Source organism: Pseudomonas sp. S2_E01 (assembly GCF_054668365.1).
This window is the reverse complement of record NZ_CP162762.1, coordinates 3,488,618-3,508,191: the sequence shown is the minus strand read 5'-3', so window position 1 is coordinate 3,508,191 and position 19,574 is coordinate 3,488,618. Positions and strand designations below refer to the sequence as shown.

Here is a 19,574-nt window from a genome sequence, read left to right as displayed (position 1 = left end):
GTAGCGATGTATGCCAGCAAAAGTAGTGGTGATAGGCAGCCTGAACATGGACCTGGTGACTCGTGCTTCGCGCCTGCCCCGGGGCGGCGAGACGCTGATCGGTGAGTCGTTTACCACGATTTCCGGTGGCAAGGGTGCCAACCAGGCAGTGGCTGCGGCACGGTTGGGTGCGCAGGTATCGATGGTCGGTTGCGTGGGGAGCGATGCCTATGGAGAGGTGCTGCGCGGGGCATTGTTAGCCGACGGCATCGATTGTCAGGCCGTCAGCACCGTTGACGGCTCCAGCGGTGTGGCGCTGATTGTGGTCGATGACAACAGCCAGAACGCTATCGTCATCGTGGCTGGCGCCAATGGTGCGCTGACGCCGGCGTTGATCGATCAGTTCGACGCGGTGCTGCAAGCGGCGGACGTGATCATCTGTCAGCTGGAAGTGCCGGATGCCACCGTCGGGTACGCGCTCAAGCGCGGCCGGGAGCTGGGCAAATCGGTGATTCTCAATCCGGCACCGGCCAGTCGGGCGCTGCCGGCGAACTGGTATGCGGCCATTGATTACCTGATTCCCAACGAGAGCGAAGCATCGACCTTGACAGGGTTGCCGGTGGACTCACTGGCAACCGCCGAAACGGCGGCAACGCGGCTGATCGCCATGGGGGCGGGCAAGGTCATCATCACGCTCGGCGCGCAAGGCTCACTGTTTGCCGACGGCCAACGCCTCGAGCACTTTGTCGCGCCGAAGGTGAAAGCGGTGGACACCACGGCCGCAGGCGACACCTTCGTCGGTGGTTTTGCCGCTGCACTGGCCGGCGGCAAAAGTGAACGCGAGGCCATCCACTTCGGTCAGGCTGCCGCTGCACTGTCGGTCACCCGCGCGGGGGCGCAACCCTCGATTCCCGATCTGTCTGAAGTGCAGGCCACAGCATGAAAAAAACACCGCTACTCAACGTCGCCTTGTCGCGGCTGATTGCATCCCTGGGGCATGGCGACCTGGTCGTGATCGGCGATGCCGGACTGCCAGTGCCGCCGGGTGTCGAGTTGATCGACCTGGCCCTGACCCAGGGTATTCCTGATTTCGTCAGCACCTTGAGCGTCGTGCTCAGCGAAATGCAGGTCGAGCGCCATGTACTTGCCCGGGAGATCCTGGATAAGCAACCATCCGCTCTGGTTGCGCTGGACAGACTGCATGCCGAAGGTGCGCTGGGCCAGCGCGAGTTGCTCAGCCATGAGCAGTTCAAGGTCTTGAGCCGACAGGCGAGGGCGATTGTGCGCACCGGCGAATGCCAGCCGTACTGCAACATTGTTCTGGCGGCCGGGGTCACCTTTTAAGTTGCTTGATCTTTCCCCCTGCACAAGGAGTGCACCATGTACCGCAATGTCCAGAAACTGCTGCTTCGGAGCCTGCTGCTTTTGTCCCTGATATCCGCAACGAGCGCCCACGGGGCACAAAATATCGACCTGATCATCGACACCGATCCCGGTGCCGACGACGTCGTGGCCTTGCTGTTTGCCCTGGCATCACCGCAAGAGTTGAGCATCCGTGCGTTGACCACCGTCGCTGGCAATGTGCGCCTGGACAAGACCTCGCGTAATGCGCGGCTGGCTCGTGAATGGGCAGGGCGCGAGGAAGTGCCGGTGTATGCTGGCGCGCCAAAACCACTGATGCGCACTCCGATTTATGCGGACAACATTCACGGCAAGGAAGGCATGTCGGGCGTCACCGTGCATGAGCCTGAGAAGGGGCTGGCGCAGGGCAATGCCGTTGATTACCTGATCGATACCCTGAAAACGGCCAAGCCCCATAGCATCACCATCGCCATGCTGGGGCCTCAGACCAATCTGGCCCTGGCACTGATCCAGGCGCCGGAGATCGTTCAGGGCATCAGGGAGGTGGTGATCATGGGCGGCGCGCACTTCAATGGTGGCAACATTACGCCGGTGGCTGAGTTCAATCTGTTCGCTGATCCGCAGGCTGCAGAGGTCGTGCTCAAGAGCGGCGCCAAACTGACCTATCTGCCGCTGGACGTGACGCACAAGATTTTGACCAGTGAAGCGCGCCTTAAGCAGATCGCCGCACTGAACAACAATGCCAGCAGGCTGGTGAGCGATATTCTCAATGAATACATCAAGGCCGATATGGAGCACTACGGTCTGACGGGTGGGCCGGTGCATGACGCTACCGTCATCGCCTATCTGCTCAAGCCTGAGTTGTTCAGCGGTCGTTCGGTCAATGTGGTGATCGACAGCCGCGAAGGCCCGACCTTCGGCCAGACCATTGTTGACTGGTACGACGGCCTGAAGGCGCCAAAGAATGCTTTCTGGGTTGAGAACGGTGATGCCCAGGGCTTTTTTGACCTGCTGACCGAGCGTCTGGCTCGCCTGAAGTAAGCCAAAACCCGCAGGCGACGGCCTGCGGGTTTACTCCCTTTCGTTGATTTCGGCGCCCTGGTAGCCCGCCGGGTATTTCTCGAATACTTGTGCGATGAAGGATTGCGCGGCCTCGGTTCCCAGTTCCTTGACCAGCAAGTCGACACTGATGATCGCCAGTTCCTCCGGGCTGCCCGGGCTATACGAACTGTGGCCCAGCGGCCATTTGGCCTTGATGTCGGCGTCTATGTTTACGGTGGTCATGATGGCGCTCGTGAATGGGGTGAAGTCTGCATGAAGTTAATCATTTTGCCGCTTGTTTGGCACTCCGATTTAGGCATGAGGGCAGGGCTGTGCCACACTGCCTCATTGATGATTTTTCAAGGACCGTGTTGTGCAGATCGATTTGAATGACGGCCTGACCCTGGAGGCCGTGCGCCAATTGCTGGCCAGTGCCAGCGATGATGAGCATACGCAGTTGCGGGTAACCAAGGGCGGCATTGCCTACATTTCTTCGGGTGTCGTGGGCGGCACCGACATCGATGGCCTGCTGTTTCGCCTCGAGACCTGGGCCAAGGGCTCCGGATACGTGGGCCGGGTTGCAGCCAGTGATGAGGTCTGGGTCACGCAGATTTTCAACGCATTGAAAGACAACTGGCCGAAGCCACCCTTCGATTACATCGATATCTATTAAGCGCCATTCATATCCGGTCACGATTGAGAAGTGAACGACGGGATTGGCTCAGGCAAACTTGTCGATCGACCGGATCGAAAGCAAGGTGCTGGCACCTGGTGAAACCAAACGCCGGATTGGCGGTCGCACGATCTCAGCTCAATCAATTGAATAAAGGAGGCTTCATGCCTTGGAAGCTCGCGTCATTGGGTACTTTGCTGGCCGCTAGCCTGCTGGCTGGTTGCAGCAATACATCCACCGACTCGGCCACGGACCCTGTTGCGGCGACCGACACCGGTCATAGTCGCTGCGAAGCAACGGCGGCCGAGTTCGCAATTGGCAAGAAGGCTTCGCCTGAGCTGCTGGAGCAGGCACGCGTTCGCGCAGGCGCGCAAAACGCCCGAATCCTCAAGCCCAACGATATGGTGACCCTGGAGTACCGCTCCGATCGCCTGAACCTGAGCACCGATAACAGCCTGGTCGTCAATCGCGTCAATTGCGGCTGACACCGCACCCGCTTTTTCATCACCCATAAAAAACCCCGTCACATGGACGGGGTTTTTTTAGTGCGCCTGGAAATTACTCTGGGCGAACTTGTGCAGCTTGCATACCCTTTTGGCCTTTCTCAGCCACGAAGGAAACGGTTTGGCCTTCTTTCAGGCTTTTGAAACCGTCGCTTTCGATAGCTTTGAAGTGTACGAACAGGTCGTCACCGCCACCTTGAGGAGTGATGAAGCCGAAGCCTTTTTCATCGTTGAACCATTTAACGGTGCCGGTTTGGCGATTAGACATGGTGTATCTCCAAGAAACATATATTTTCAGTAGTACTGTGTTGCTCAGGCCAACTGGGCACACCCGGGTATCATAGTCGAAATGTTCGCTTTGGGAGCCCCCCGCAGGTGCTGTTTGCCGCGCAGTCACACTTTCTTTGTTGCCTGATAAGCCTGGAAGCCCCGATTTAAAAGGCTTTCAGGCGAAAGTAAAGACGATAAAAAAAGCTGTAAAACCTACATAAATTGTTGAAAAAAACGCTATTTGCGGCCTTTTCAACGACAGTTGCGGCCTTCGCAGCCGGTTTTTCGCTTTATTTTTTGGCCTTGTTATCAGCCTTGCACGCCGAAATCTGGGTCAGCGCTTTCTGTTTCAGAGCATCACTGGCCTTATTGTCCATCAGCGCCTGAAGGTCGCTGGCCGGGTAGGACTTGATGGCATCCGCGCCACAAGCGCAGTGCGCCTTGGCGGCCGCCGCGCCGATCTGCGGGGTGGCCGCTTCGGTGCACTGGGCCATGTACTTCTCGCGTTCGCCCTTCGGCCAGTCCGCATGGGCCGTCAGCGGCAACAGGAGGACGATGGGGGCGACGACTGCGAATAAACGATTCAGACGCATGCTGAGATGCTCCTTTTGGGTCGATGTCTTTTTATCTGAGGGGTTAACAGGGTTCAAGTTCAGCACTCTGGCACAAAATGGCTGATTTGCCCCGACGTAAAACCCAGGCCCGCGACAACCGTTCATCTGTGCTAACATGCCCGGCTCGGGTGTTTGCAGGCTGCGCAGGACCTCCCGTCCCGTTGGCGGCAGATGTCCGAATAACCCTGATTTGAATCCCAGTCACTCTGGTTCGGTTTTTCCGGTTGGCCGCAAGGCTCCTGCCGCTGTAAGGCAGGCGTTCGTCATTGAATGGCCGGGACTGGATCTTGTACTGGCTCATCCCAACCCACGTGACCTTTGGTAGGGGTCACCACTAGGAGAGGAGGCGCCATGCCAACTATTACTCTTCCCGACGGCAGTCAACGTTCATTCGATCACCCGGTTTCCGTAGCCGAGGTTGCCGCATCCATCGGTGCAGGCCTGGCCAAGGCCACCCTGGCCGGCAAGGTCAACGGCAAGCTGGTCGATGCCAGCGATACCATCGACAGTGATTCCACGCTGCAAATCATTACGCCAAAGGATGAAGAGGGGCTGGAGATCATTCGCCACTCTTGCGCGCACCTGGTTGGCCATGCGGTCAAGCAGCTGTACCCGACTGCCAAGATGGTCATCGGGCCGGTCATTGATGAAGGCTTCTATTACGACATCGCCTTCGAGCGTCCATTTACGCCGGACGACATGGCTGCCATCGAACAGCGCATGCAGCAGCTGATCGAGAAAGATTACGACGTGATCAAGAAAGTCACTCCGCGCGCGGAAGTGATCGAAGTGTTCAAGGCCCGCGGCGAAGACTACAAGCTGCGCCTGGTCGAGGACATGCCGAACGAGCAGGCCATGGGCCTGTACTATCACGAAGAATACGTCGACATGTGTCGCGGTCCGCACGTACCGAACACCCGCTTCCTGAAGTCCTTCAAACTGACCAAGCTGTCCGGCGCCTACTGGCGCGGCGATGCCAAGAACGAGCAATTGCAGCGCGTTTATGGCACGGCGTGGGCGGACAAGAAGCAACTGGCGGCTTATATCCAGCGCATCGAAGAAGCTGAAAAGCGCGATCACCGCAAGATCGGCAAGCGCCTGGGCCTGTTCCACACCCAGGAAGAAGCGCCTGGCATGGTGTTCTGGCATCCGAACGGTTGGACCCTGTATCAGGTGCTCGAGCAGTACATGCGCAAGGTTCAGCGCGATAACGGTTACCTGGAGATCAAGACACCTCAGGTGGTTGATCGCAGCCTGTGGGAGAAATCCGGGCACTGGGCCAACTACGCCGACAACATGTTCACCACTGAGTCGGAAAGCCGCGACTACGCCATCAAGCCAATGAACTGCCCTTGCCACGTGCAAGTGTTCAATCAGGGCCTGAAGAGCTACCGCGAGCTGCCGATGCGACTGGCCGAATTCGGTGCCTGCCACCGTAACGAGCCATCGGGTGCGCTGCACGGCATCATGCGTGTGCGTGCATTCACTCAGGACGACGCCCACATCTTCTGCACCGAAGAGCAGATGCAGGCCGAATCCGCTGCATTCATCAAGCTGACCATGGATGTCTATGCCGACTTCGGCTTTAAAGACATCGAGATGAAGCTGTCCACTCGTCCGGAAAAGCGCGTCGGATCCGACGAGCTGTGGGATCGCGCCGAAGCTGCATTGGCCGCAGCGCTGGACAGTGCGGGCCTGCCGTACGATCTGCAGCCGGGAGAGGGCGCTTTCTACGGTCCGAAGATCGAATTCTCGCTGAAAGATTGCCTTGGCCGTGTGTGGCAGTGTGGTACCCTGCAGCTCGATTTTAACCTGCCTGTGCGTCTGGGCGCTGAATTTGTCTCCGAAGACAACAGTCGCAAGCATCCAGTTATGCTGCACCGGGCGATCCTCGGATCGTTCGAACGCTTCGTCGGAATATTGATCGAGCACTACGAGGGAGCATTCCCTGCGTGGCTCGCTCCGACCCAGGCTGTAGTGATGAATATCACTGATAAACAGGCAGATTTTGTCAGCCAAGTGGAAAAAACTCTCAACGAAAGCGGGTTTCGTGCCAAGTCTGACTTGAGAAATGAAAAGATCGGCTTTAAAATCCGCGAGCATACGTTGCTCAAGGTTCCCTATCTTCTGGTTATCGGGGATAAGGAAGTTGAGACGCAGACTGTCGCTGTGCGTACTCGTGAAGGTGCTGACCTGGGCTCGATGCCCGTCGCCCAGTTCGCCGAGTTCCTCGCGCAAGCGGTTTCCCGGCGTGGTCGCCCAGATTCGGAGTAATTATTATTAAGCGTGAAATGAGACAAGATAAACGAGCTGCACCGAAAGCCCCGATCAACGAGAATATCTCGGCACGCGAGGTTCGGTTAATTGGGGCTGAAGGTGAACAGCTTGGGATTGTGTCAATTGAAGACGCGCTTCTTAAGGCTGAAGAGGCCAAGCTGGATTTGGTGGAAATTTCCGCCGATGCAGTACCCCCTGTTTGCAAACTGATGGACTACGGCAAATCGATCTTCGAAAAGAAGAAGCAGGTTGCCGCGGCCAAGAAAAACCAGAAGCAGATTCAGGTTAAAGAAATCAAGTTTCGTCCAGGGACGGAGGAAGGGGATTACCAGGTAAAACTGCGCAACCTGGTACGTTTCCTGAGTGACGGGGACAGGGCCAAGGTATCCTTGCGATTCCGCGGCCGTGAGATGGCCCACCAGGAGCTGGGGATGGAACTGCTCAAGCGAGTTGAAGGTGACTTGCTCGAATACGGTTCGGTCGAACAGCATCCTAAGATGGAAGGACGCCAGCTGATCATGGTCATCGCCCCGAAAAAGAAGAAGTAATCAACAGGGCACGGCAGGCCTTCTGATTATGTTTATCAACTGAATGCGGAGTATCCGAACATGCCAAAGATGAAAACCAAAAGTGGTGCTGCTAAGCGGTTTCTGAAAACTGCTAACGGTATCAAGCACAAGCACGCTTTCAAGAGCCACATCCTGACTAAAATGTCGACCAAGCGTAAGCGTCAACTGCGCGGTAGCAGCTTGCTGCATCCGTCCGACGTGGCAAAAGTCGAGCGCATGCTGCGCCTTCGTTAATTTTAGTCAAGAATAGAGGAAGTAACTCATGGCTCGTGTAAAGCGTGGCGTCATTGCCCGTAAACGTCACAAAAAAATTCTGAAACTTGCTAAAGGCTACTACGGCGCTCGCTCCCGCGTATTCCGTGTTGCCAAGCAAGCGGTAATCAAGGCAGGCCAATACGCCTACCGTGACCGTCGTCAGAAAAAACGTCAGTTCCGCGCTCTGTGGATCGCTCGTATCAACGCTGGTGCTCGTATCAACGGTCTGTCCTACAGCCGTTTCATCGCCGGCCTGAAAAAAGCGTCCATCGAGATCGACCGTAAGGTTCTGGCTGATCTGGCAGTGAACGAAAAAGCGGCGTTTGCTGCGATTGTCGAGAAAGCTAAAGCCACCTTGGCTTAAGTACCCCCGACAGTCACCCGGCCTCACCTCAGTGGGGCCAGGTGTTAAACGTCATAAATAGGGGAAGAGCCTTCAAGCTCTTCCCCTATTTTGTATCTGGAGTCTGTACATGGAAAACCTGGATGCGCTCGTCTCGCAAGCTCTAGAGGCTGTGCAAAGCGCTGAAGACATCAATGCCCTGGAGCAAATCCGGGTTCACTACCTTGGCAAAAAAGGTGAATTGACTCAGGTGATGAAGACCCTGGGGAATCTGCCGCCAGAGGAGCGCCCACAGGTCGGCGCCCTGATCAACGTTGCCAAGGAGCGTGTTACAGAGGTTCTCAATGCTCGCAAGGCACTGTTTGAAGAGGCCGAGCTGGCCGCCAAACTGTCTGCCGAGTCCATTGACGTGACCCTGCCTGGCCGTGGCCAGACCTCGGGTGGCTTGCATCCGGTGACCCGCACTCTGGAACGTGTCGAACAATTCTTCACCCGCATCGGCTACGGCATCGCCGAAGGCCCTGAGGTCGAAGACGATTACCACAACTTCGAAGCGCTCAACATCCCAGGCCATCACCCGGCCCGGTCGATGCATGATACCTTCTATTTCAATGCCAACATGTTGCTGCGCACCCACACCTCGCCGGTACAGGTCCGCACCATGGAATCGAAACAGCCGCCGATCCGCATCGTCTGCCCAGGCCGCGTGTATCGCAGCGACTCCGATATCACCCACTCGCCGATGTTCCACCAGGTCGAAGGCCTGCTGGTTGATCGCGACATCAACTTCGCCGACCTCAAAGGCACCATTGAAGAATTCCTGCGTGTGTTCTTCGAGAAAGAGCTGGCCGTGCGTTTCCGCCCTTCGTATTTCCCGTTCACCGAGCCATCGGCTGAAGTGGATATGGAATGCGTGATGTGCAGCGGCAAAGGCTGCCGCGTCTGCAAGCAGACGGGCTGGCTGGAAGTCATGGGTTGCGGCATGGTCCATCCGAACGTGCTGCGCATGTCCGGCATCGACCCGGAAGAGTTCTCCGGCTTTGCCTTCGGCATGGGCGTGGAGCGTCTGGCCATGCTGCGTTACGGCGTGAACGACTTGCGTCTGTTCTTCGACAACGACTTGCGGTTCCTCGCGCAATTTCGCTAGTCGTAATGAATTCTTAGGAGAGCAGGATGAAATTCAGTGAACAATGGCTGCGTGGCTGGGTTAGCCCGCAGGTAAGTCGCGACGAGCTGGTTGCTCGTCTGTCGATGGCCGGTCTCGAGGTCGATAGCGTGACCCCGGCGGCCGGCGAATTCAGTGGCGTGGTGGTAGGCGAGGTGCTGAGCACCGAACAGCACCCTGACGCTGACAAGTTGCGTGTTTGCCAGGTCAGCAATGGCTCGGAAACTTTCCAGGTCGTTTGCGGTGCGCCGAACGTGCGTCCGGGCCTGAAAATCCCGTTCGCCATGATCGGTGCCGAGCTGCCGGGCGACTTCAAGATCAAGAAAGCCAAGCTGCGTGGCGTCGAGTCCAACGGCATGCTGTGCTCCCAGGCGGAGCTGCAAGTCGGTGAAGGTAACGATGGCCTGATGGAACTGCCGGTCGATGCACCGGTGGGCCAGGACATCCGTGAGTACCTGAACCTGAACGATGCCAGCATCGAGGTCGACCTGACTCCTAACCGTGGTGACTGCCTGTCCCTGGCCGGTCTGGCCCGTGAAGTCGGTGCGCTGTATGCGGCCAAGGTCAATCGCCCCGTGGTGGCCAGCGTTCCTGCCGTGCACGACGAAGTGCGTTCGGTTGAAGTGCTCGCGCCAGCCGCTTGCCCGCGTTACCTGGGTCGTGTCATTCGCAATGTCGACCTGTCCAAGCCTACGCCGCTGTGGATGGTCGAGCGTCTGCGTCGTGCCGACGTACGCAGCATCGACGCTGCCGTCGACATCACCAACTACGTGATGCTCGAATTGGGTCAACCGCTGCACGCATTTGATCTCGCCGAAATCAATGGCGGCATCCGCGTACGTATGGCCGAAGAAGGCGAGAAGCTGGTATTGCTCGACGGCCAGGAAGTCAGCCTGCGTAGCGATACGCTGGTGATTGCCGACCACACCCGCGCCTTGGCCATTGCCGGCGTCATGGGTGGCGAGCACAGTGGCGTCAACACCGCGACCACCCGCGACATTTTCCTGGAAAGTGCGTTCTTCGATCAGATCGCCGTGGCCGGCAAGGCCCGTTCCTATGGCCTGCACACCGACGCCTCGCACCGCTATGAGCGTGGCGTGGACTGGAAACTGGCCCGTGAAGCCATGGAGCGCGCCACCGGCCTGCTGCTGGAGATCACGGGTGGCGAAGCGGGTCCGATCATTGAAACAGTCAGTGAACAGCACCTGCCGTCGATCGCACCGATCACCCTGCGTGCGCCTCGCATCACCCAGATGCTGGGCATGGAAATGGATTCGGCCGAGGTCGAGAGCCTGCTCACTGGCCTGGACCTGACCATTACTGCCGAAGGGGCAGGGCAGTGGCGTGTAGACGTGCCAAGCCATCGCTTCGACATCAGCCTTGAAGTTGACCTGATCGAAGAGCTGGCGCGCCTGTACGGCTACAACCGCCTGCCGGTTCGTTACCCGCAGGCTCGCCTGGCTCCTCAAGCCAAGGCCGAAGCGCGTAGCGACCTGCCTGAGCTGCGTCGCCTGCTGGTGGCTCGTGGTTATCAGGAAGCAATCACTTACAGCTTCATCGATCCGAAACAATTCGAGTTGTTCAGTCCGGGCGTGGAGCCGCTGTTGCTCGCCAACCCGATTTCCAACGACATGGCCGCGATGCGTTCGTCCCTGTGGCCAGGCTTGGTCAAGGCGCTTCAGCACAACCTGAACCGTCAGCAGGACCGTGTGCGTCTGTTCGAGAGCGGCCTGCGCTTCGTCGGTCAGCTCGACGGCTTGAAGCAGGAGCCGATGCTGGCGGGCGTCGTTTGCGGCAGCCGCTTGCCGGAAGGCTGGGCACAAGGTCGCGATGTCGTGGATTTCTTCGACGTCAAAGCCGATGTGGAAGCGGTGTTGGGTTTTGCCGGTGCGCTGGATTCGTTCACGTTCGTGCCGGGCAAGCACCCTGCGTTGCATCCAGGGCAGACTGCGCGCATTGAGCGCGAGGGTCGCCTGGTCGGCTTCGTTGGCGCAATTCACCCTGAATTGTCGAAAACCCTGGGCCTTGATCGTCCGGTCTTCGTGTTCGAGCTGGTTCTGGCGGAAGTGGCAACCGGCAAAATGCCTGAATTCCGCGAGTTATCGCGCTTTCCTGAAGTGCGTCGTGACCTGGCATTGATCGCGCACCAGGACGTCGCTGCTGCGGCTGTACTGGACGTAATCCGTGAAAATGCAGGCGAATGGCTGACAGACCTCAGGCTATTTGACGTGTATCAGGGTAAAGGCATTGATCCTGATAGAAAAAGCCTCGCAGTTGGCTTGACCTGGCAGCATCCATCGCGCACTCTTAATGACGATGAGGTGAATACCGCAACGCAAAATATCCTCACCTCGCTCGAACAAAGGTTGAACGCCACGTTAAGGAAGTGACGTATGGGGGCTTTGACGAAAGCTGAGATGGCGGAACGTCTGTATGAAGAGCTGGGCCTGAACAAACGGGAAGCCAAGGAATTGGTCGAACTGTTTTTCGAAGAAATCAGGCACGCGCTCGAAGACAACGAACAAGTCAAATTGTCCGGTTTCGGCAATTTCGACCTTCGGGACAAACGCCAGCGGCCTGGCCGCAATCCGAAAACGGGTGAAGAAATCCCGATCACGGCTCGCCGTGTGGTCACCTTTCGTCCAGGGCAGAAGTTGAAGGCCCGAGTTGAGGCTTATGCTGGAACCAAGTCATAACGACGAACTACCCGTCATCCCGGGCAAACGCTACTTCACCATTGGTGAAGTCAGCGAGCTGTGTGCGGTAAAACCACATGTGCTGCGCTACTGGGAGCAGGAGTTTCCTCAACTCAACCCCGTCAAACGACGCGGAAACCGCCGGTATTATCAGCGCCAGGACGTGCTGATGATCCGGCAGATCCGCGCACTTCTTTACGATCAGGGTTTCACCATCGGCGGCGCACGCCTGCGCCTGTCCGGCGATGAAGCCAAAGATGACACCACCCAGTACAAACAGATGATCCGGCAGATGATTGCCGAGTTGGAAGATGTGCTGGTTGTCCTCAAGAAATAAAATCATTCGTTTGAATACTTCCATTTTTCAAACGCTTGCGATACATTCTTGAGCGTTCTTCGAAGTGAGGAACAAGTTTCACGCCTAGTCGGGGCGTAGCGCAGTCCGGTAGCGCACTAGCATGGGGTGCTAGGGGTCGAGTGTTCGAATCACTCCGTCCCGACCATATTTCCTGAGTAAAATCAGACAGTTAAGCCGATCATCTGGATCGGCTTTTTTGTGTCTGCGCAAAACCCGCGCAAAACTGGCGCAAAACTACCCAGTGATTTCGCTGATATTCAGGTCCGGAATCGCCTCGGACCAGACGATTTCCTCATGGTCCCGCTGGTAGTTTCTGGTCATGCCCTCGCTCGCATGGCCAGCAATTTTCTGCCCATCCTTACCGGCTTTTTTGTAGAGATGCAGCGACAGCGCTCGCACCTCGTGGAAGCCCGGCATCTCTTCCTCCTTCCATCCCTTGTAGCATTCCGCCGCCTCCCGGGCGTCCTTGAACGCTCGAGTCAAATACCTCTCTTCAACCTTCGTCCAGTGGTCCTTGGTTTGTGCCTGTTTCTGTTTCAGGCGATCGGGCTTGCGGTGCACCAGGTATGGCGAGACCACATCGTCGCGGCACCGGCTGATCACCGCCTGCAACTCCGTCGTAACGCGGAAGCGAATCCATGCCGCGTCACTGGCCTTGGCCGTCTTCTTCTGCACGACGTACAGGAATCCCTCCCGAACTCCATCAAAGCGCATATCGAGGATGTCGGTTCGGCGTTGCGCGGTGATCAGGGCCAAGTCGATGGCGTTCTGCAGCCATGCCGGAGATTTCTCCCGGATGGCTTTCAGTCCCTCGACGGTATGGCGCTTGCGCTGTTTTTTCTCGATGCGGTTGATGGTGCTGGCCGCCGGGTTGTCCGGGCAGAGCCCTTTCGCCGCGGCGTGGTTGAATATGTCTGTCAGCAGCGCGCGGCACTGGTTCGCCGTGCGAGGCGTGAGTGCGTCCAGCATTTCGGCGACCATGCGAATCGTGATCTGGTCAACGGCCTTGCCTTCGAACTGCTTCCGGAAGCGCCTGAAGTGCACCGCGTATAAGCCGAGGGTGCCCTTGGCCAATTCGCGCGGCGGTAGAACGTCGCGTTCGTAGGTGTCGAGGAAACCGGCAAACGAATCGGTGGGTTGGTTCATCACTGCGCCGACAAGGTCAGCGCCGCGCATGAATTCCAGGTTTAACTGCTTCGCGGCGTCGATTGCCTTGATGCGATCGGCGCCGAACTGAAACCACTTCCCATCTATTGGCCGCCGGTAGCGGTATGTCGAGCGCCGCGCATCGAAGTAGAGGTTCTGCGGGAGGTTCTTATTCGCCTTGTTCCGCGGCCGAGGGACCATCATGCAGCTCCTTTCAATACCATCGCCACCAGGTCGTTACCGTCCGAGCGGGTGAATGCGGTCCAGTCAACGTACCAGAGTTTCCCTATCTGCTCCCCGGGCACCGCGCCGTTTCGGATGTGGTTGCGGATAGCTTGCGGGCACTGCGGGGTGCCGTTCTCGCCCCAGCGCCGGCGCTGGAACTCACTGATCTTGATCAGTTCTCGTTTCATTGGGTGCTCCATGCCGCGTGTGGCGGCAGAAGGTGGGGATGGGGTCAGCCGATAATCGCTGTCAGGGTTGCAGTACCGTCGCCGTGGATGGTGCGCGTATGCACAACTGGCGCTGCTGGCGAGCGGATTGCGTGGAACGCTTTGACGAAAGCCCCGTAGCACTCGCCGTCGTCGCCAGCCAGGTGGGTCGTGCAAGCGAGATCGGCATCTTCCTCGTTTGGGATGTGTGCGCTGAAGATCATTGCGATGCTGTGTTCTTTGCAGATCTGGATGATTTGCGCCATCAGCGGGTTGATCTGTACGTCGTAAATGTCTTCTTTGGTCATGGGGATTCCTCGACTGCCGATCACCGGCAGGCTGGTAGATGTTGGATAACAGATGAGGGGTATGAAGCAGTCTGACTTTCTGGGCTAATATTTAAGTGTTCGCTTCGCCAGTAAGTTGCTCCTGTGATACTCCTTCTGACGTGGCTGGCGGGGCGGACTCATTTATCGTGGCCCGTTGTAGATGAGCCAGGCCATGTAGGCGAGGGCAGAGGCTGGGATGATCATGGCGTCACCTGCTTGATGTTCGACTCGACCCATTTGCGCATGCGCACCCAGCGCTGCTCCGGTGTTTCGGCGTGCCAGCTACCTTCGTCATTCATAAAAACGATTTCTGAAGCCATGGCGGGGCTGATGCCAAACGCCTCACCTACGGCTTCTCGGTCATCCGGATCGAGCACCGCCATATCCACACCGCGCTTCGCCCCAACCACGCCGATGGTGCAAAACTCACCTTCCGCCTGCAGGGAGTCGGCGATCAGGCGCTTGCCCGGCATGGCGTCCAGTGCATCGCGCAACTCAATCAGGAAGGCTTGACCGCGCCCGCCTCTGAGTGCGGAGGTGACGGCTCCTCTCCAGCAGATCAGGCTCCAACCACCGCAATCATCGCTGTATCCGCTGCGGCTCATGGCGTCACCTCGCGGCGCGCCCATTGCACATAAGGGCCGTCCTCGGTGTCGAAAATCCCCATCAGGAACCACTCAGGCCCTGGTGACTCGGGATTCCAAGCGGTGCACGCCGCATCCTCTTCCGGAAGTTCGTAAATCTCGTCACCCGAGTGCCAGCCTTTCAGTTCCAGCCCTTGCTCCTTCGTCCAGGCGGTGTATGGGGCAGGATCTTCGCCTTCACCAAAGTTCGGGATGTTCGGGTGGTACCACCAACCATCCTTGTCGCGTTTCACTTCGACTGGGCCGAAAGGTTTGGCGCTGTGGGCAGCGCATGGCATCACGTAGAGCACATTGGAGTAATCGCCGCCGCCAGAGCTCAACTTCATCTGACATCCGCATTTGGCTGGCTCGCCATTCACGAACGTTATCTTTTCGTCAGGCATGACTGTTCCTTTGCCGCTATGGCGGCTGAGAGTTGTACATAAAATTTGGATTCGTATAACCGTTTTGACCAACTGTCCGATACCGTTTCGGCGCGGTTGCGCTTCGTTCGAATGGGTCTAGTTTTGGACTGTGTTAACCCTCACAAGGAACCGGCAGGAGGGCTCTATGAGACTTCGAGGCGATGTGTTTTGGGCGTGGGCAGATCCCGAGCTCCACAGCAGAACACACGATGAAACTCTGAATGATGGGACTTTCATCGACGTGCAAGTCAGGCTGTCGCGTGCCGGCGAGACTCAAAGGTTCATCGGGGTTTATGCTCCTGGTGGCATGGCGTTGCATGAAGAGGCTGTTGACCCACGCCCTGGTGAATCGATGACTAGAGCTTTGGCTTGGGGTGTCGGTCGAGCTCGACAGTTGGCTACCGCAGGAAGTGCGAGTACTTGCCGCTCAGCTTCCTCGAGATAGCGGCTGACTTTGAAGGGGAGGGATAAAGCTGACCGGTGGTCAGAAGGTATGAATTATCCGAGGTGGCCGTACTCGACTGTTCGAGGAGCGGCGGTTTCTCAATGGCGGTGAGCTCCGCCCAGGAGAAACGCTATGGCTTCTATCGATGACTTCAGATTTGAGTCGCACCAGCTTCTGTTAGAGCTTGACGCTGCCACCATGGGAATGATGACGCTGGTTTCATCAAGGTGTGTTTCAGGTCCCGAGTGGGATGCTGCAAACAAGAGGCAGCACGAAGCCTATAAATGCTGGGATGCCTTTATGAATGCGCCGCTCATCTCCGGTACCAACGTCCTTCCGCCTGCTATCTGAATGGCTAATTCAGCGAGTGAAGCTGACTTTGAAGGGGGAGGGAGTTACTGCTGGAGTTTGCGAACGGCTGCGTCGTATTCGAGGGGATCGCTGTTTGGGTAACGCTCGATGATCTCAATTAGGCGCTCGCGCTCAGGATCAACGGGCCGTACTACCGATCCCGGCGCGGGCTGCTCGCCTGGGTGAGGGATGTAACGAAGTGCTGCTTTGTATGCCGCACCCAGCGCATCATCCAGATCACCGCCACCCTGCTTGGACGTGTTGAAGGCAAGGATCTGCTGAGCTCGAACGTCGTAGCTGCGCTCCACGGACATAAGCGCCACATGCTCACCATGGCCTTGCGTCAGCTCATCAATCCGCTGATCCGCTTCGTTCAAGCGAAGCTGCAGGGCGTCACGCTCGGCCCGAAGGCGCTGGACCTTGCCTGCATCCGGCTGGGCGTAGAGCCCGACAACCCGGTAGCCCAGCTCTTCGCCATCGTTCATTGAATCGACTTCATCGTCGAGGTGATGCGCCTCGTCAGATACGCAAAGCTCGCTGTAGTGCGGCTTCCCATCTGGCTGCATGATTTCGTACATGAAAGGCTTTAAATCTTGCGGCGGTACAGCGGCGGCGATTGCGTCCCGGTATGCGTTGACGTGCCCGTTGGCCTTGAACATGGCAACAAGGATTTCTCGGGTCGCCTCAGTCGGCACCAATTTCCATTGATTGTTCATCCTGCAATCTCCATTGATACCAGATCATTGGCATTCACAACCGTCATGCCGAGGCGGTGGGCGATTTGAACTTCGAGTTTCGCGCCCTCCGATCTTTCCCATCCGGGCAGCAGGGCGATCACGCCGCACAGGCCCAGGCGGGTCAGGTCGTAGGCCATGTAGTCTGCCCACTGGGCGCCTGCGACGATGCCGTGGTCTGCCGGGTTCTCGACTTCGTAACCCCGGGCGCGCAATTGGTCGGCCATGGCGTTGAAGGCTGGATAGTTGAAGTCCTCAATCCCGGTCATGGGCCCGGCGACGTACACGCGCCTGGTGCGGGTGGCGGCGAGCGTCACACCAGGCGCAACTACTGCGCTGATCCGGTCAACTGCCCGGTCAATCGGGCCTTGAATGAAAGGCGGTGGTGGTTCGTTCGCCGGCGGAACCATCTGAGTCACCGCGGCAATCATGCCCATCAGCGATTCGGTGACGATCGAGCGAAGATCAGGCTTGCGGTTTTCTGTGGGCATGGGGCGTCCTATGCCGGGGCATGCCCGGGCGGTAATTTTTGAGTCGGTGGACTGAAGCCAGCGCAAGCTGACATCATCAAAGTCTTTGCAGAGGGAGTGGCAGTCGTGGAGAGAAGGACTATCGGGATTGTTTTGGCAATTGGGCTCGCCGGTCTTGTCGGCAAAGGGATGATTGATAGTCACAACAATCCATCCGCCAAAACCTCTTCCAGCTACAGCATTGCTCAAGTTCAGGCTGCGCCAGTTCAAGCATCTCCCACGAAGGGGGTGACCAAGGCTGAAGATTCTGAGTTCAACCATGATCTGTCAAATGCTCATAGCAGTCGCAATCTCTCAAAAGCAGATCTGGCGTGGCATGCGCTGAATACCTACGGTTGGGACTGCTCGGAAGTGGTTTCTGAGCAACAACCACCTACAGCAAAGTACTCAGTGATAACGTGTTCGAGTGGCTTGAAACTTCGAGTTTATCGGCGAAGCGACGCACATCCGATCATCCGAAATATCAAGGGAGGCTATGACTGAACCTGTTGTGCGGACATAGGGGATCCTCGCCGTTATAGTTCCGGGATCTACAGGGGAGTGGGTTATGAGTTGGGAGAATATTTCGTTTTGGATTGAACACCACCCGGGACTTGCTTCTTGGGTACAGGCGCTGGGGTCAATCGCAGCTATCTGGGGAGCATTTCAAATCAGCAATATGCAAGTGAAGAAACAGAGTTTGCACAAAGAAAAGGACACTCGAATACAGGCTTGGGCATATTTTGCGGTGGCGAAGAGTGCAGTGGATAATGCTATTTCACTTTTTGATTCTGCAGATGAGGCGATTTCATACGGGCACTTCAAATTAAACTGGGATCTCCACCACTCACACATGATTGAGTCATCTTTAGCGTCTTTGAAACTCATTCCTCCACACGCGCTAGGTTCTTACGATCTTGTTATAGCTTTTAACGGACTAATGGCAAATATGTCCGGTATTCTGATTGACGTTAAACAAGGTCTTGATCCGGAGGAAATTCAGTCTAAGCAGTACATGTTTTTCCGGGGTGAGCTGAGCATGCGTCGCTTCAACATTGGCTCCTATTGGGAGAAATTCGGTAACGCGTTTTTGGATAAGCATGACGGAGTTAAACCTGACGATATTTCCATGCCAGTGCATAAGTAAATGCAGACGCCTGCCTCGCCGGCTGGCGTGATTCGTTGAAGTGGGGTATTTGTGTTCGGCCCGGCATGGAGCCGGAATAAGGAGAAACAATGTCTTTCAGCTACGCAGCAGAGAAGTTTGCATCTGCCCGATCCGTTCTGATGCTTCCTCACCCTCAAGGTGAGGATCAGTCAATCGCTTCCGCTTTTTTCGAGTGTGGTCAGGGTTTGGATCGATTCGACAGATCTCTTTTTGACGAAAATTCGAGCATATGGATTAGGCAGCTCGATCAACTCATGAAGACAGATGGGTTGGAGGATCCGGATAGAGAAGGGTTGTTCATGATCAGGGCTCGCCAACTTTCCATCGATGACCAGCTACAGCTCTCTACTGTCGTGGATGAGCTGCAATGTTGGTTCAGTCGCCGGAAAGACTGAATTTCCCATGCGTTCGCCCAATGTGACAATTGGGCGAGGGCTGATCAGGCTCTCCGGACTTTGAATCGGAGCATAGCTTTGATGCTGTGGCAGTAATCCTGAAGTCGCTCATAGGCCTTGTATTTGGCCTGACCGAGAGTCGCCGCCCACACCCTGACCAAGTCGTCTCTGGCCTCTCGGCTCCAGCTGAGGTCATCCCAATCATGATTGAATGGCAGAACCAGCCACTCTTTGAGTGGCAGCGTCTCGGCCATCACGCCGTACTGAATTTCATGGGTCGGGTGGTAGTTGCTGATCCGCTTCTTCGGATCTTCGTCCAGCACCACGCCGATGTAGTGGCCGCGATCTGCCAGAATGACGCCGGGCTTGCCGTAGGCGATGACGCGGCGGCCGACTTCGGCTGGCACTTGATAGTGCTGCCGCACGTATGCACAGTTTTGGCTCATGGATTATCTCCAGTCAGGCACCGCCCTCCCATACGGGATGCGGTTGTGTGAAATTTGGTGAAGTAGCAGAGTGATGGCTCTATGATTCGCCATCACTCACGCATGGAGCGCAATAGATGCGGATTTTGATGGTTTCAACGATTGCATTGCTCATCGCCGGCTGCTCTGGTCCAGGTGTTGTGCCAATGGGGCGCGACACTTACATGATCGCGAAGGAAGGCAGCTTTACTACCTTTAGTGGCGGTGCAGTAAAGGCTCAGCTATATCAGGAGGCGAATGCCTTTTGCGAGGGCAAGGGCAAGCAGCTGATGCCGCTTAAAGATTCATCCATAGACAAAGGTTACGGCCGGCATGCCAATGCCGAGGTGCAGTTCCGTTGTCTTGACGCAAACGATCCAGAGTTGCGCCGTCCGACAATGGTGAACGAGCCCAATATGAAGATCAAAGTCGAGTAAAAGCCTCTCAAT

The 19,574-nt window shown here is 56.9% G+C and carries 29 protein-coding genes and 1 tRNA gene; 19 read left to right on the top strand and 11 right to left on the bottom strand.

The genetic code is table 11. From position 1 onward, the window contains the following. Positions 1–10: 10 nt before the first annotated feature. From rbsK to AB4O36_RS16190, 3 genes are read left to right on the top strand one after another with little or no spacing between them, the layout of a single operon-like run. Complete coding sequence (rbsK, locus tag AB4O36_RS16200; RefSeq protein ID WP_460139718.1) at positions 11–922, top strand: ribokinase; 912 nt, start codon at positions 11–13, stop codon at positions 920–922. Continuing rightward, positions 919–1,323, top strand: a complete 405-nt coding sequence (gene rbsD, locus AB4O36_RS16195) for a D-ribose pyranase (protein ID WP_460116666.1) — start codon at positions 919–921, stop codon at positions 1,321–1,323. Before rbsK ends, rbsD begins: the two co-directional genes overlap by 4 nt. 36 nt (positions 1,324–1,359) lie before the next feature. Continuing rightward, the gene (locus AB4O36_RS16190; protein ID WP_460139717.1) at positions 1,360–2,382 is read left to right on the top strand and encodes a nucleoside hydrolase; all 1,023 of its coding nucleotides are present in this window, start codon (positions 1,360–1,362) and stop codon (positions 2,380–2,382) included. Positions 2,383–2,412: 30 nt separating this feature from the next. Here the strand turns inward: AB4O36_RS16190 and AB4O36_RS16185 are convergent, their stop codons facing one another. Further along, complete coding sequence (locus AB4O36_RS16185) at positions 2,413–2,625, bottom strand: hypothetical protein (protein WP_460116663.1); 213 nt, start codon at positions 2,623–2,625, stop codon at positions 2,413–2,415. 130 nt (positions 2,626–2,755) lie between these two features. On the opposite strand from AB4O36_RS16185, the gene AB4O36_RS16180 reads away from it, so the two are divergent. Together AB4O36_RS16180 and AB4O36_RS16175 are read left to right on the top strand one after the other, a co-directional pair. After that, complete coding sequence (locus AB4O36_RS16180; RefSeq protein WP_460139716.1) at positions 2,756–3,055, top strand: hypothetical protein; 300 nt, start codon at positions 2,756–2,758, stop codon at positions 3,053–3,055. A gap of 164 nt (positions 3,056–3,219) precedes the next feature. After that, positions 3,220–3,540: an I78 family peptidase inhibitor gene (locus AB4O36_RS16175; RefSeq protein ID WP_460139715.1), complete on the top strand. Its 321-nt coding sequence runs from the start codon at positions 3,220–3,222 to the stop codon at positions 3,538–3,540. A gap of 73 nt (positions 3,541–3,613) precedes the next feature. Here AB4O36_RS16175 and AB4O36_RS16170 read toward each other — a convergent pair whose 3' ends face one another. Both AB4O36_RS16170 and AB4O36_RS16165 read right to left on the bottom strand, forming a co-directional pair. Then, a complete protein-coding gene (locus AB4O36_RS16170) occupies positions 3,614–3,826 on the bottom strand; it encodes a cold-shock protein (protein WP_003179963.1) in 213 nt (70 codons plus the stop codon). A gap of 292 nt (positions 3,827–4,118) precedes the next feature. Then, positions 4,119–4,421, bottom strand: a complete 303-nt coding sequence (locus tag AB4O36_RS16165) for a hypothetical protein (protein WP_460116658.1) — start codon at positions 4,419–4,421, stop codon at positions 4,119–4,121. 372 nt (positions 4,422–4,793) lie between these two features. On the opposite strand from AB4O36_RS16165, the gene thrS reads away from it, so the two are divergent. The 9 genes from thrS to AB4O36_RS16120 all read left to right on the top strand — a co-directional run bounded on the left by thrS (position 4,794) and on the right by AB4O36_RS16120 (position 12,250). Beyond that, complete coding sequence (gene thrS / locus AB4O36_RS16160; RefSeq protein WP_460139714.1) at positions 4,794–6,716, top strand: threonine--tRNA ligase; 1,923 nt, start codon at positions 4,794–4,796, stop codon at positions 6,714–6,716. Next, positions 6,716–7,267: a translation initiation factor IF-3 gene (gene infC / locus AB4O36_RS16155; protein WP_172668659.1), complete on the top strand. Its 552-nt coding sequence runs from the start codon at positions 6,716–6,718 to the stop codon at positions 7,265–7,267. The genes thrS and infC overlap by 1 nt, the downstream gene beginning before the upstream one ends. A gap of 60 nt (positions 7,268–7,327) precedes the next feature. Further along, entirely contained in the window at positions 7,328–7,522 is a 195-nt protein-coding gene (gene rpmI, locus AB4O36_RS16150) for a 50S ribosomal protein L35 (RefSeq protein WP_002553160.1), read from the top strand. A 28-nt stretch (positions 7,523–7,550) separates the two neighbouring features. Beyond that, positions 7,551–7,907, top strand: coding sequence for a 50S ribosomal protein L20 (gene rplT, locus AB4O36_RS16145; protein WP_007905879.1), 357 nt, complete (start codon positions 7,551–7,553; stop codon positions 7,905–7,907). Positions 7,908–8,016: 109 nt separating this feature from the next. Continuing rightward, positions 8,017–9,033, top strand: a complete 1,017-nt coding sequence (gene pheS / locus AB4O36_RS16140) for a phenylalanine--tRNA ligase subunit alpha (protein WP_460116654.1) — start codon at positions 8,017–8,019, stop codon at positions 9,031–9,033. A 26-nt stretch (positions 9,034–9,059) separates the two neighbouring features. Beyond that, positions 9,060–11,441: a phenylalanine--tRNA ligase subunit beta gene (pheT, locus tag AB4O36_RS16135; RefSeq protein WP_460139713.1), complete on the top strand. Its 2,382-nt coding sequence runs from the start codon at positions 9,060–9,062 to the stop codon at positions 11,439–11,441. A gap of 3 nt (positions 11,442–11,444) precedes the next feature. Beyond that, positions 11,445–11,747 carry an integration host factor subunit alpha gene (gene ihfA / locus AB4O36_RS16130; protein ID WP_002553164.1) on the top strand — a complete coding sequence of 101 codons (303 nt, stop codon included), beginning with the start codon at positions 11,445–11,447 and terminating at the stop codon, positions 11,745–11,747. Next, positions 11,728–12,084 (top strand): MerR family transcriptional regulator, encoded by a 357-nt coding sequence (locus AB4O36_RS16125; RefSeq protein ID WP_003179985.1) that lies wholly within the window; start codon positions 11,728–11,730, stop codon positions 12,082–12,084. The genes ihfA and AB4O36_RS16125 overlap by 20 nt, the downstream gene beginning before the upstream one ends. 89 nt (positions 12,085–12,173) lie before the next feature. Further along, positions 12,174–12,250 (top strand) — tRNA-Pro (locus AB4O36_RS16120). Between the two features lie 89 nt (positions 12,251–12,339). Here the strand turns inward: AB4O36_RS16120 and AB4O36_RS16115 are convergent. The 5 genes from AB4O36_RS16115 to AB4O36_RS16095 form a co-directional block, all read right to left on the bottom strand. Then, entirely contained in the window at positions 12,340–13,452 is a 1,113-nt protein-coding gene (locus AB4O36_RS16115) for a phage integrase Arm DNA-binding domain-containing protein (protein WP_460142150.1), read from the bottom strand. Next, a complete protein-coding gene (locus tag AB4O36_RS16110; RefSeq protein ID WP_059404374.1) occupies positions 13,452–13,664 on the bottom strand; it encodes a hypothetical protein in 213 nt (70 codons plus the stop codon). Before AB4O36_RS16110 ends, AB4O36_RS16115 begins: the two co-directional genes overlap by 1 nt. A 44-nt stretch (positions 13,665–13,708) precedes the next feature. Then, positions 13,709–13,990: a hypothetical protein gene (locus AB4O36_RS16105; RefSeq protein ID WP_460139712.1), complete on the bottom strand. Its 282-nt coding sequence runs from the start codon at positions 13,988–13,990 to the stop codon at positions 13,709–13,711. A 221-nt stretch (positions 13,991–14,211) separates the two neighbouring features. Next, the gene (locus AB4O36_RS16100; protein WP_460139711.1) at positions 14,212–14,616 is read right to left on the bottom strand and encodes a hypothetical protein; all 405 of its coding nucleotides are present in this window, start codon (positions 14,614–14,616) and stop codon (positions 14,212–14,214) included. Beyond that, positions 14,613–15,038: a hypothetical protein gene (locus tag AB4O36_RS16095; RefSeq protein ID WP_460139710.1), complete on the bottom strand. Its 426-nt coding sequence runs from the start codon at positions 15,036–15,038 to the stop codon at positions 14,613–14,615. Before AB4O36_RS16095 ends, AB4O36_RS16100 begins: the two co-directional genes overlap by 4 nt. A 166-nt stretch (positions 15,039–15,204) precedes the next feature. Here AB4O36_RS16095 and AB4O36_RS16090 point away from each other — a divergent pair, with 166 nt between their 5' ends. Continuing rightward, positions 15,205–15,504, top strand: a complete 300-nt coding sequence (locus AB4O36_RS16090) for a hypothetical protein (RefSeq protein ID WP_460139709.1) — start codon at positions 15,205–15,207, stop codon at positions 15,502–15,504. Positions 15,505–15,636: 132 nt separating this feature from the next. Beyond that, positions 15,637–15,855, top strand: coding sequence for a hypothetical protein (locus AB4O36_RS16085; protein WP_460139708.1), 219 nt, complete (start codon positions 15,637–15,639; stop codon positions 15,853–15,855). 44 nt (positions 15,856–15,899) lie between these two features. On the opposite strand, the gene AB4O36_RS16080 is transcribed toward AB4O36_RS16085, so the two are convergent. After that, positions 15,900–16,571 (bottom strand): hypothetical protein, encoded by a 672-nt coding sequence (locus AB4O36_RS16080; RefSeq protein ID WP_460139707.1) that lies wholly within the window; start codon positions 16,569–16,571, stop codon positions 15,900–15,902. Then, the gene (locus AB4O36_RS16075) at positions 16,568–17,329 is read right to left on the bottom strand and encodes a DUF4406 domain-containing protein (protein WP_460139706.1); all 762 of its coding nucleotides are present in this window, start codon (positions 17,327–17,329) and stop codon (positions 16,568–16,570) included. The genes AB4O36_RS16080 and AB4O36_RS16075 overlap by 4 nt, the downstream gene beginning before the upstream one ends. A 337-nt stretch (positions 17,330–17,666) precedes the next feature. Here AB4O36_RS16075 and AB4O36_RS16070 point away from each other — a divergent pair, with 337 nt between their 5' ends. After that, complete coding sequence (locus AB4O36_RS16070) at positions 17,667–18,245, top strand: hypothetical protein (protein ID WP_460139705.1); 579 nt, start codon at positions 17,667–17,669, stop codon at positions 18,243–18,245. Between the two features lie 89 nt (positions 18,246–18,334). Next, entirely contained in the window at positions 18,335–18,661 is a 327-nt protein-coding gene (locus AB4O36_RS16065) for a hypothetical protein (protein ID WP_460139704.1), read from the top strand. Between the two features lie 44 nt (positions 18,662–18,705). Here AB4O36_RS16065 and AB4O36_RS16060 read toward each other — a convergent pair whose 3' ends face one another. Further along, positions 18,706–19,107, bottom strand: a complete 402-nt coding sequence (locus tag AB4O36_RS16060; protein WP_460139703.1) for a hypothetical protein — start codon at positions 19,105–19,107, stop codon at positions 18,706–18,708. A 116-nt stretch (positions 19,108–19,223) separates the two neighbouring features. Between AB4O36_RS16060 and AB4O36_RS16055 the strand changes: the two genes are divergently transcribed. Beyond that, positions 19,224–19,562, top strand: coding sequence for a hypothetical protein (locus tag AB4O36_RS16055; protein WP_460139702.1), 339 nt, complete (start codon positions 19,224–19,226; stop codon positions 19,560–19,562). Positions 19,563–19,574: the final 12 nt, after the last annotated feature.

What these genes read in the sequence shown, in the direction of transcription:
- AB4O36_RS16085 (WP_460139708.1), top strand. Translation starts at nt 15,637, where the DNA reads ATGGCTTCTATCGATGACTTCAGATTTGAGTCGCACCAGCTTCTGTTA.
- AB4O36_RS16055 (WP_460139702.1), top strand. Translation starts at nt 19,224, where the DNA reads ATGCGGATTTTGATGGTTTCAACGATTGCATTGCTCATCGCCGGCTGC.
- AB4O36_RS16125 (WP_003179985.1), top strand. Translation starts at nt 11,728, where the DNA reads ATGCTGGAACCAAGTCATAACGACGAACTACCCGTCATCCCGGGCAAA.
- AB4O36_RS16170 (WP_003179963.1), bottom strand. Translation starts at nt 3,826, where the DNA reads ATGTCTAATCGCCAAACCGGCACCGTTAAATGGTTCAACGATGAAAAA.
- rbsD (WP_460116666.1), top strand. Translation starts at nt 919, where the DNA reads ATGAAAAAAACACCGCTACTCAACGTCGCCTTGTCGCGGCTGATTGCA.
- AB4O36_RS16095 (WP_460139710.1), bottom strand. Translation starts at nt 15,038, where the DNA reads ATGCCTGACGAAAAGATAACGTTCGTGAATGGCGAGCCAGCCAAATGC.
- AB4O36_RS16165 (WP_460116658.1), bottom strand. Translation starts at nt 4,421, where the DNA reads ATGCGTCTGAATCGTTTATTCGCAGTCGTCGCCCCCATCGTCCTCCTG.
- pheS (WP_460116654.1), top strand. Translation starts at nt 8,017, where the DNA reads ATGGAAAACCTGGATGCGCTCGTCTCGCAAGCTCTAGAGGCTGTGCAA.
- AB4O36_RS16100 (WP_460139711.1), bottom strand. Translation starts at nt 14,616, where the DNA reads ATGAGCCGCAGCGGATACAGCGATGATTGCGGTGGTTGGAGCCTGATC.
- AB4O36_RS16090 (WP_460139709.1), top strand. Translation starts at nt 15,205, where the DNA reads ATGAGACTTCGAGGCGATGTGTTTTGGGCGTGGGCAGATCCCGAGCTC.
- rplT (WP_007905879.1), top strand. Translation starts at nt 7,551, where the DNA reads ATGGCTCGTGTAAAGCGTGGCGTCATTGCCCGTAAACGTCACAAAAAA.
- AB4O36_RS16110 (WP_059404374.1), bottom strand. Translation starts at nt 13,664, where the DNA reads ATGAAACGAGAACTGATCAAGATCAGTGAGTTCCAGCGCCGGCGCTGG.
- thrS (WP_460139714.1), top strand. Translation starts at nt 4,794, where the DNA reads ATGCCAACTATTACTCTTCCCGACGGCAGTCAACGTTCATTCGATCAC.
- AB4O36_RS16185 (WP_460116663.1), bottom strand. Translation starts at nt 2,625, where the DNA reads ATGACCACCGTAAACATAGACGCCGACATCAAGGCCAAATGGCCGCTG.
- ihfA (WP_002553164.1), top strand. Translation starts at nt 11,445, where the DNA reads ATGGGGGCTTTGACGAAAGCTGAGATGGCGGAACGTCTGTATGAAGAG.
- AB4O36_RS16105 (WP_460139712.1), bottom strand. Translation starts at nt 13,990, where the DNA reads ATGACCAAAGAAGACATTTACGACGTACAGATCAACCCGCTGATGGCG.
- AB4O36_RS16115 (WP_460142150.1), bottom strand. Translation starts at nt 13,452, where the DNA reads ATGGTCCCTCGGCCGCGGAACAAGGCGAATAAGAACCTCCCGCAGAAC.
- AB4O36_RS16070 (WP_460139705.1), top strand. Translation starts at nt 17,667, where the DNA reads ATGAGTTGGGAGAATATTTCGTTTTGGATTGAACACCACCCGGGACTT.
- AB4O36_RS16175 (WP_460139715.1), top strand. Translation starts at nt 3,220, where the DNA reads ATGCCTTGGAAGCTCGCGTCATTGGGTACTTTGCTGGCCGCTAGCCTG.
- rbsK (WP_460139718.1), top strand. Translation starts at nt 11, where the DNA reads ATGCCAGCAAAAGTAGTGGTGATAGGCAGCCTGAACATGGACCTGGTG.
- AB4O36_RS16065 (WP_460139704.1), top strand. Translation starts at nt 18,335, where the DNA reads ATGTCTTTCAGCTACGCAGCAGAGAAGTTTGCATCTGCCCGATCCGTT.
- AB4O36_RS16190 (WP_460139717.1), top strand. Translation starts at nt 1,360, where the DNA reads ATGTACCGCAATGTCCAGAAACTGCTGCTTCGGAGCCTGCTGCTTTTG.
- rpmI (WP_002553160.1), top strand. Translation starts at nt 7,328, where the DNA reads ATGCCAAAGATGAAAACCAAAAGTGGTGCTGCTAAGCGGTTTCTGAAA.
- AB4O36_RS16080 (WP_460139707.1), bottom strand. Translation starts at nt 16,571, where the DNA reads ATGAACAATCAATGGAAATTGGTGCCGACTGAGGCGACCCGAGAAATC.
- AB4O36_RS16060 (WP_460139703.1), bottom strand. Translation starts at nt 19,107, where the DNA reads ATGAGCCAAAACTGTGCATACGTGCGGCAGCACTATCAAGTGCCAGCC.
- pheT (WP_460139713.1), top strand. Translation starts at nt 9,060, where the DNA reads ATGAAATTCAGTGAACAATGGCTGCGTGGCTGGGTTAGCCCGCAGGTA.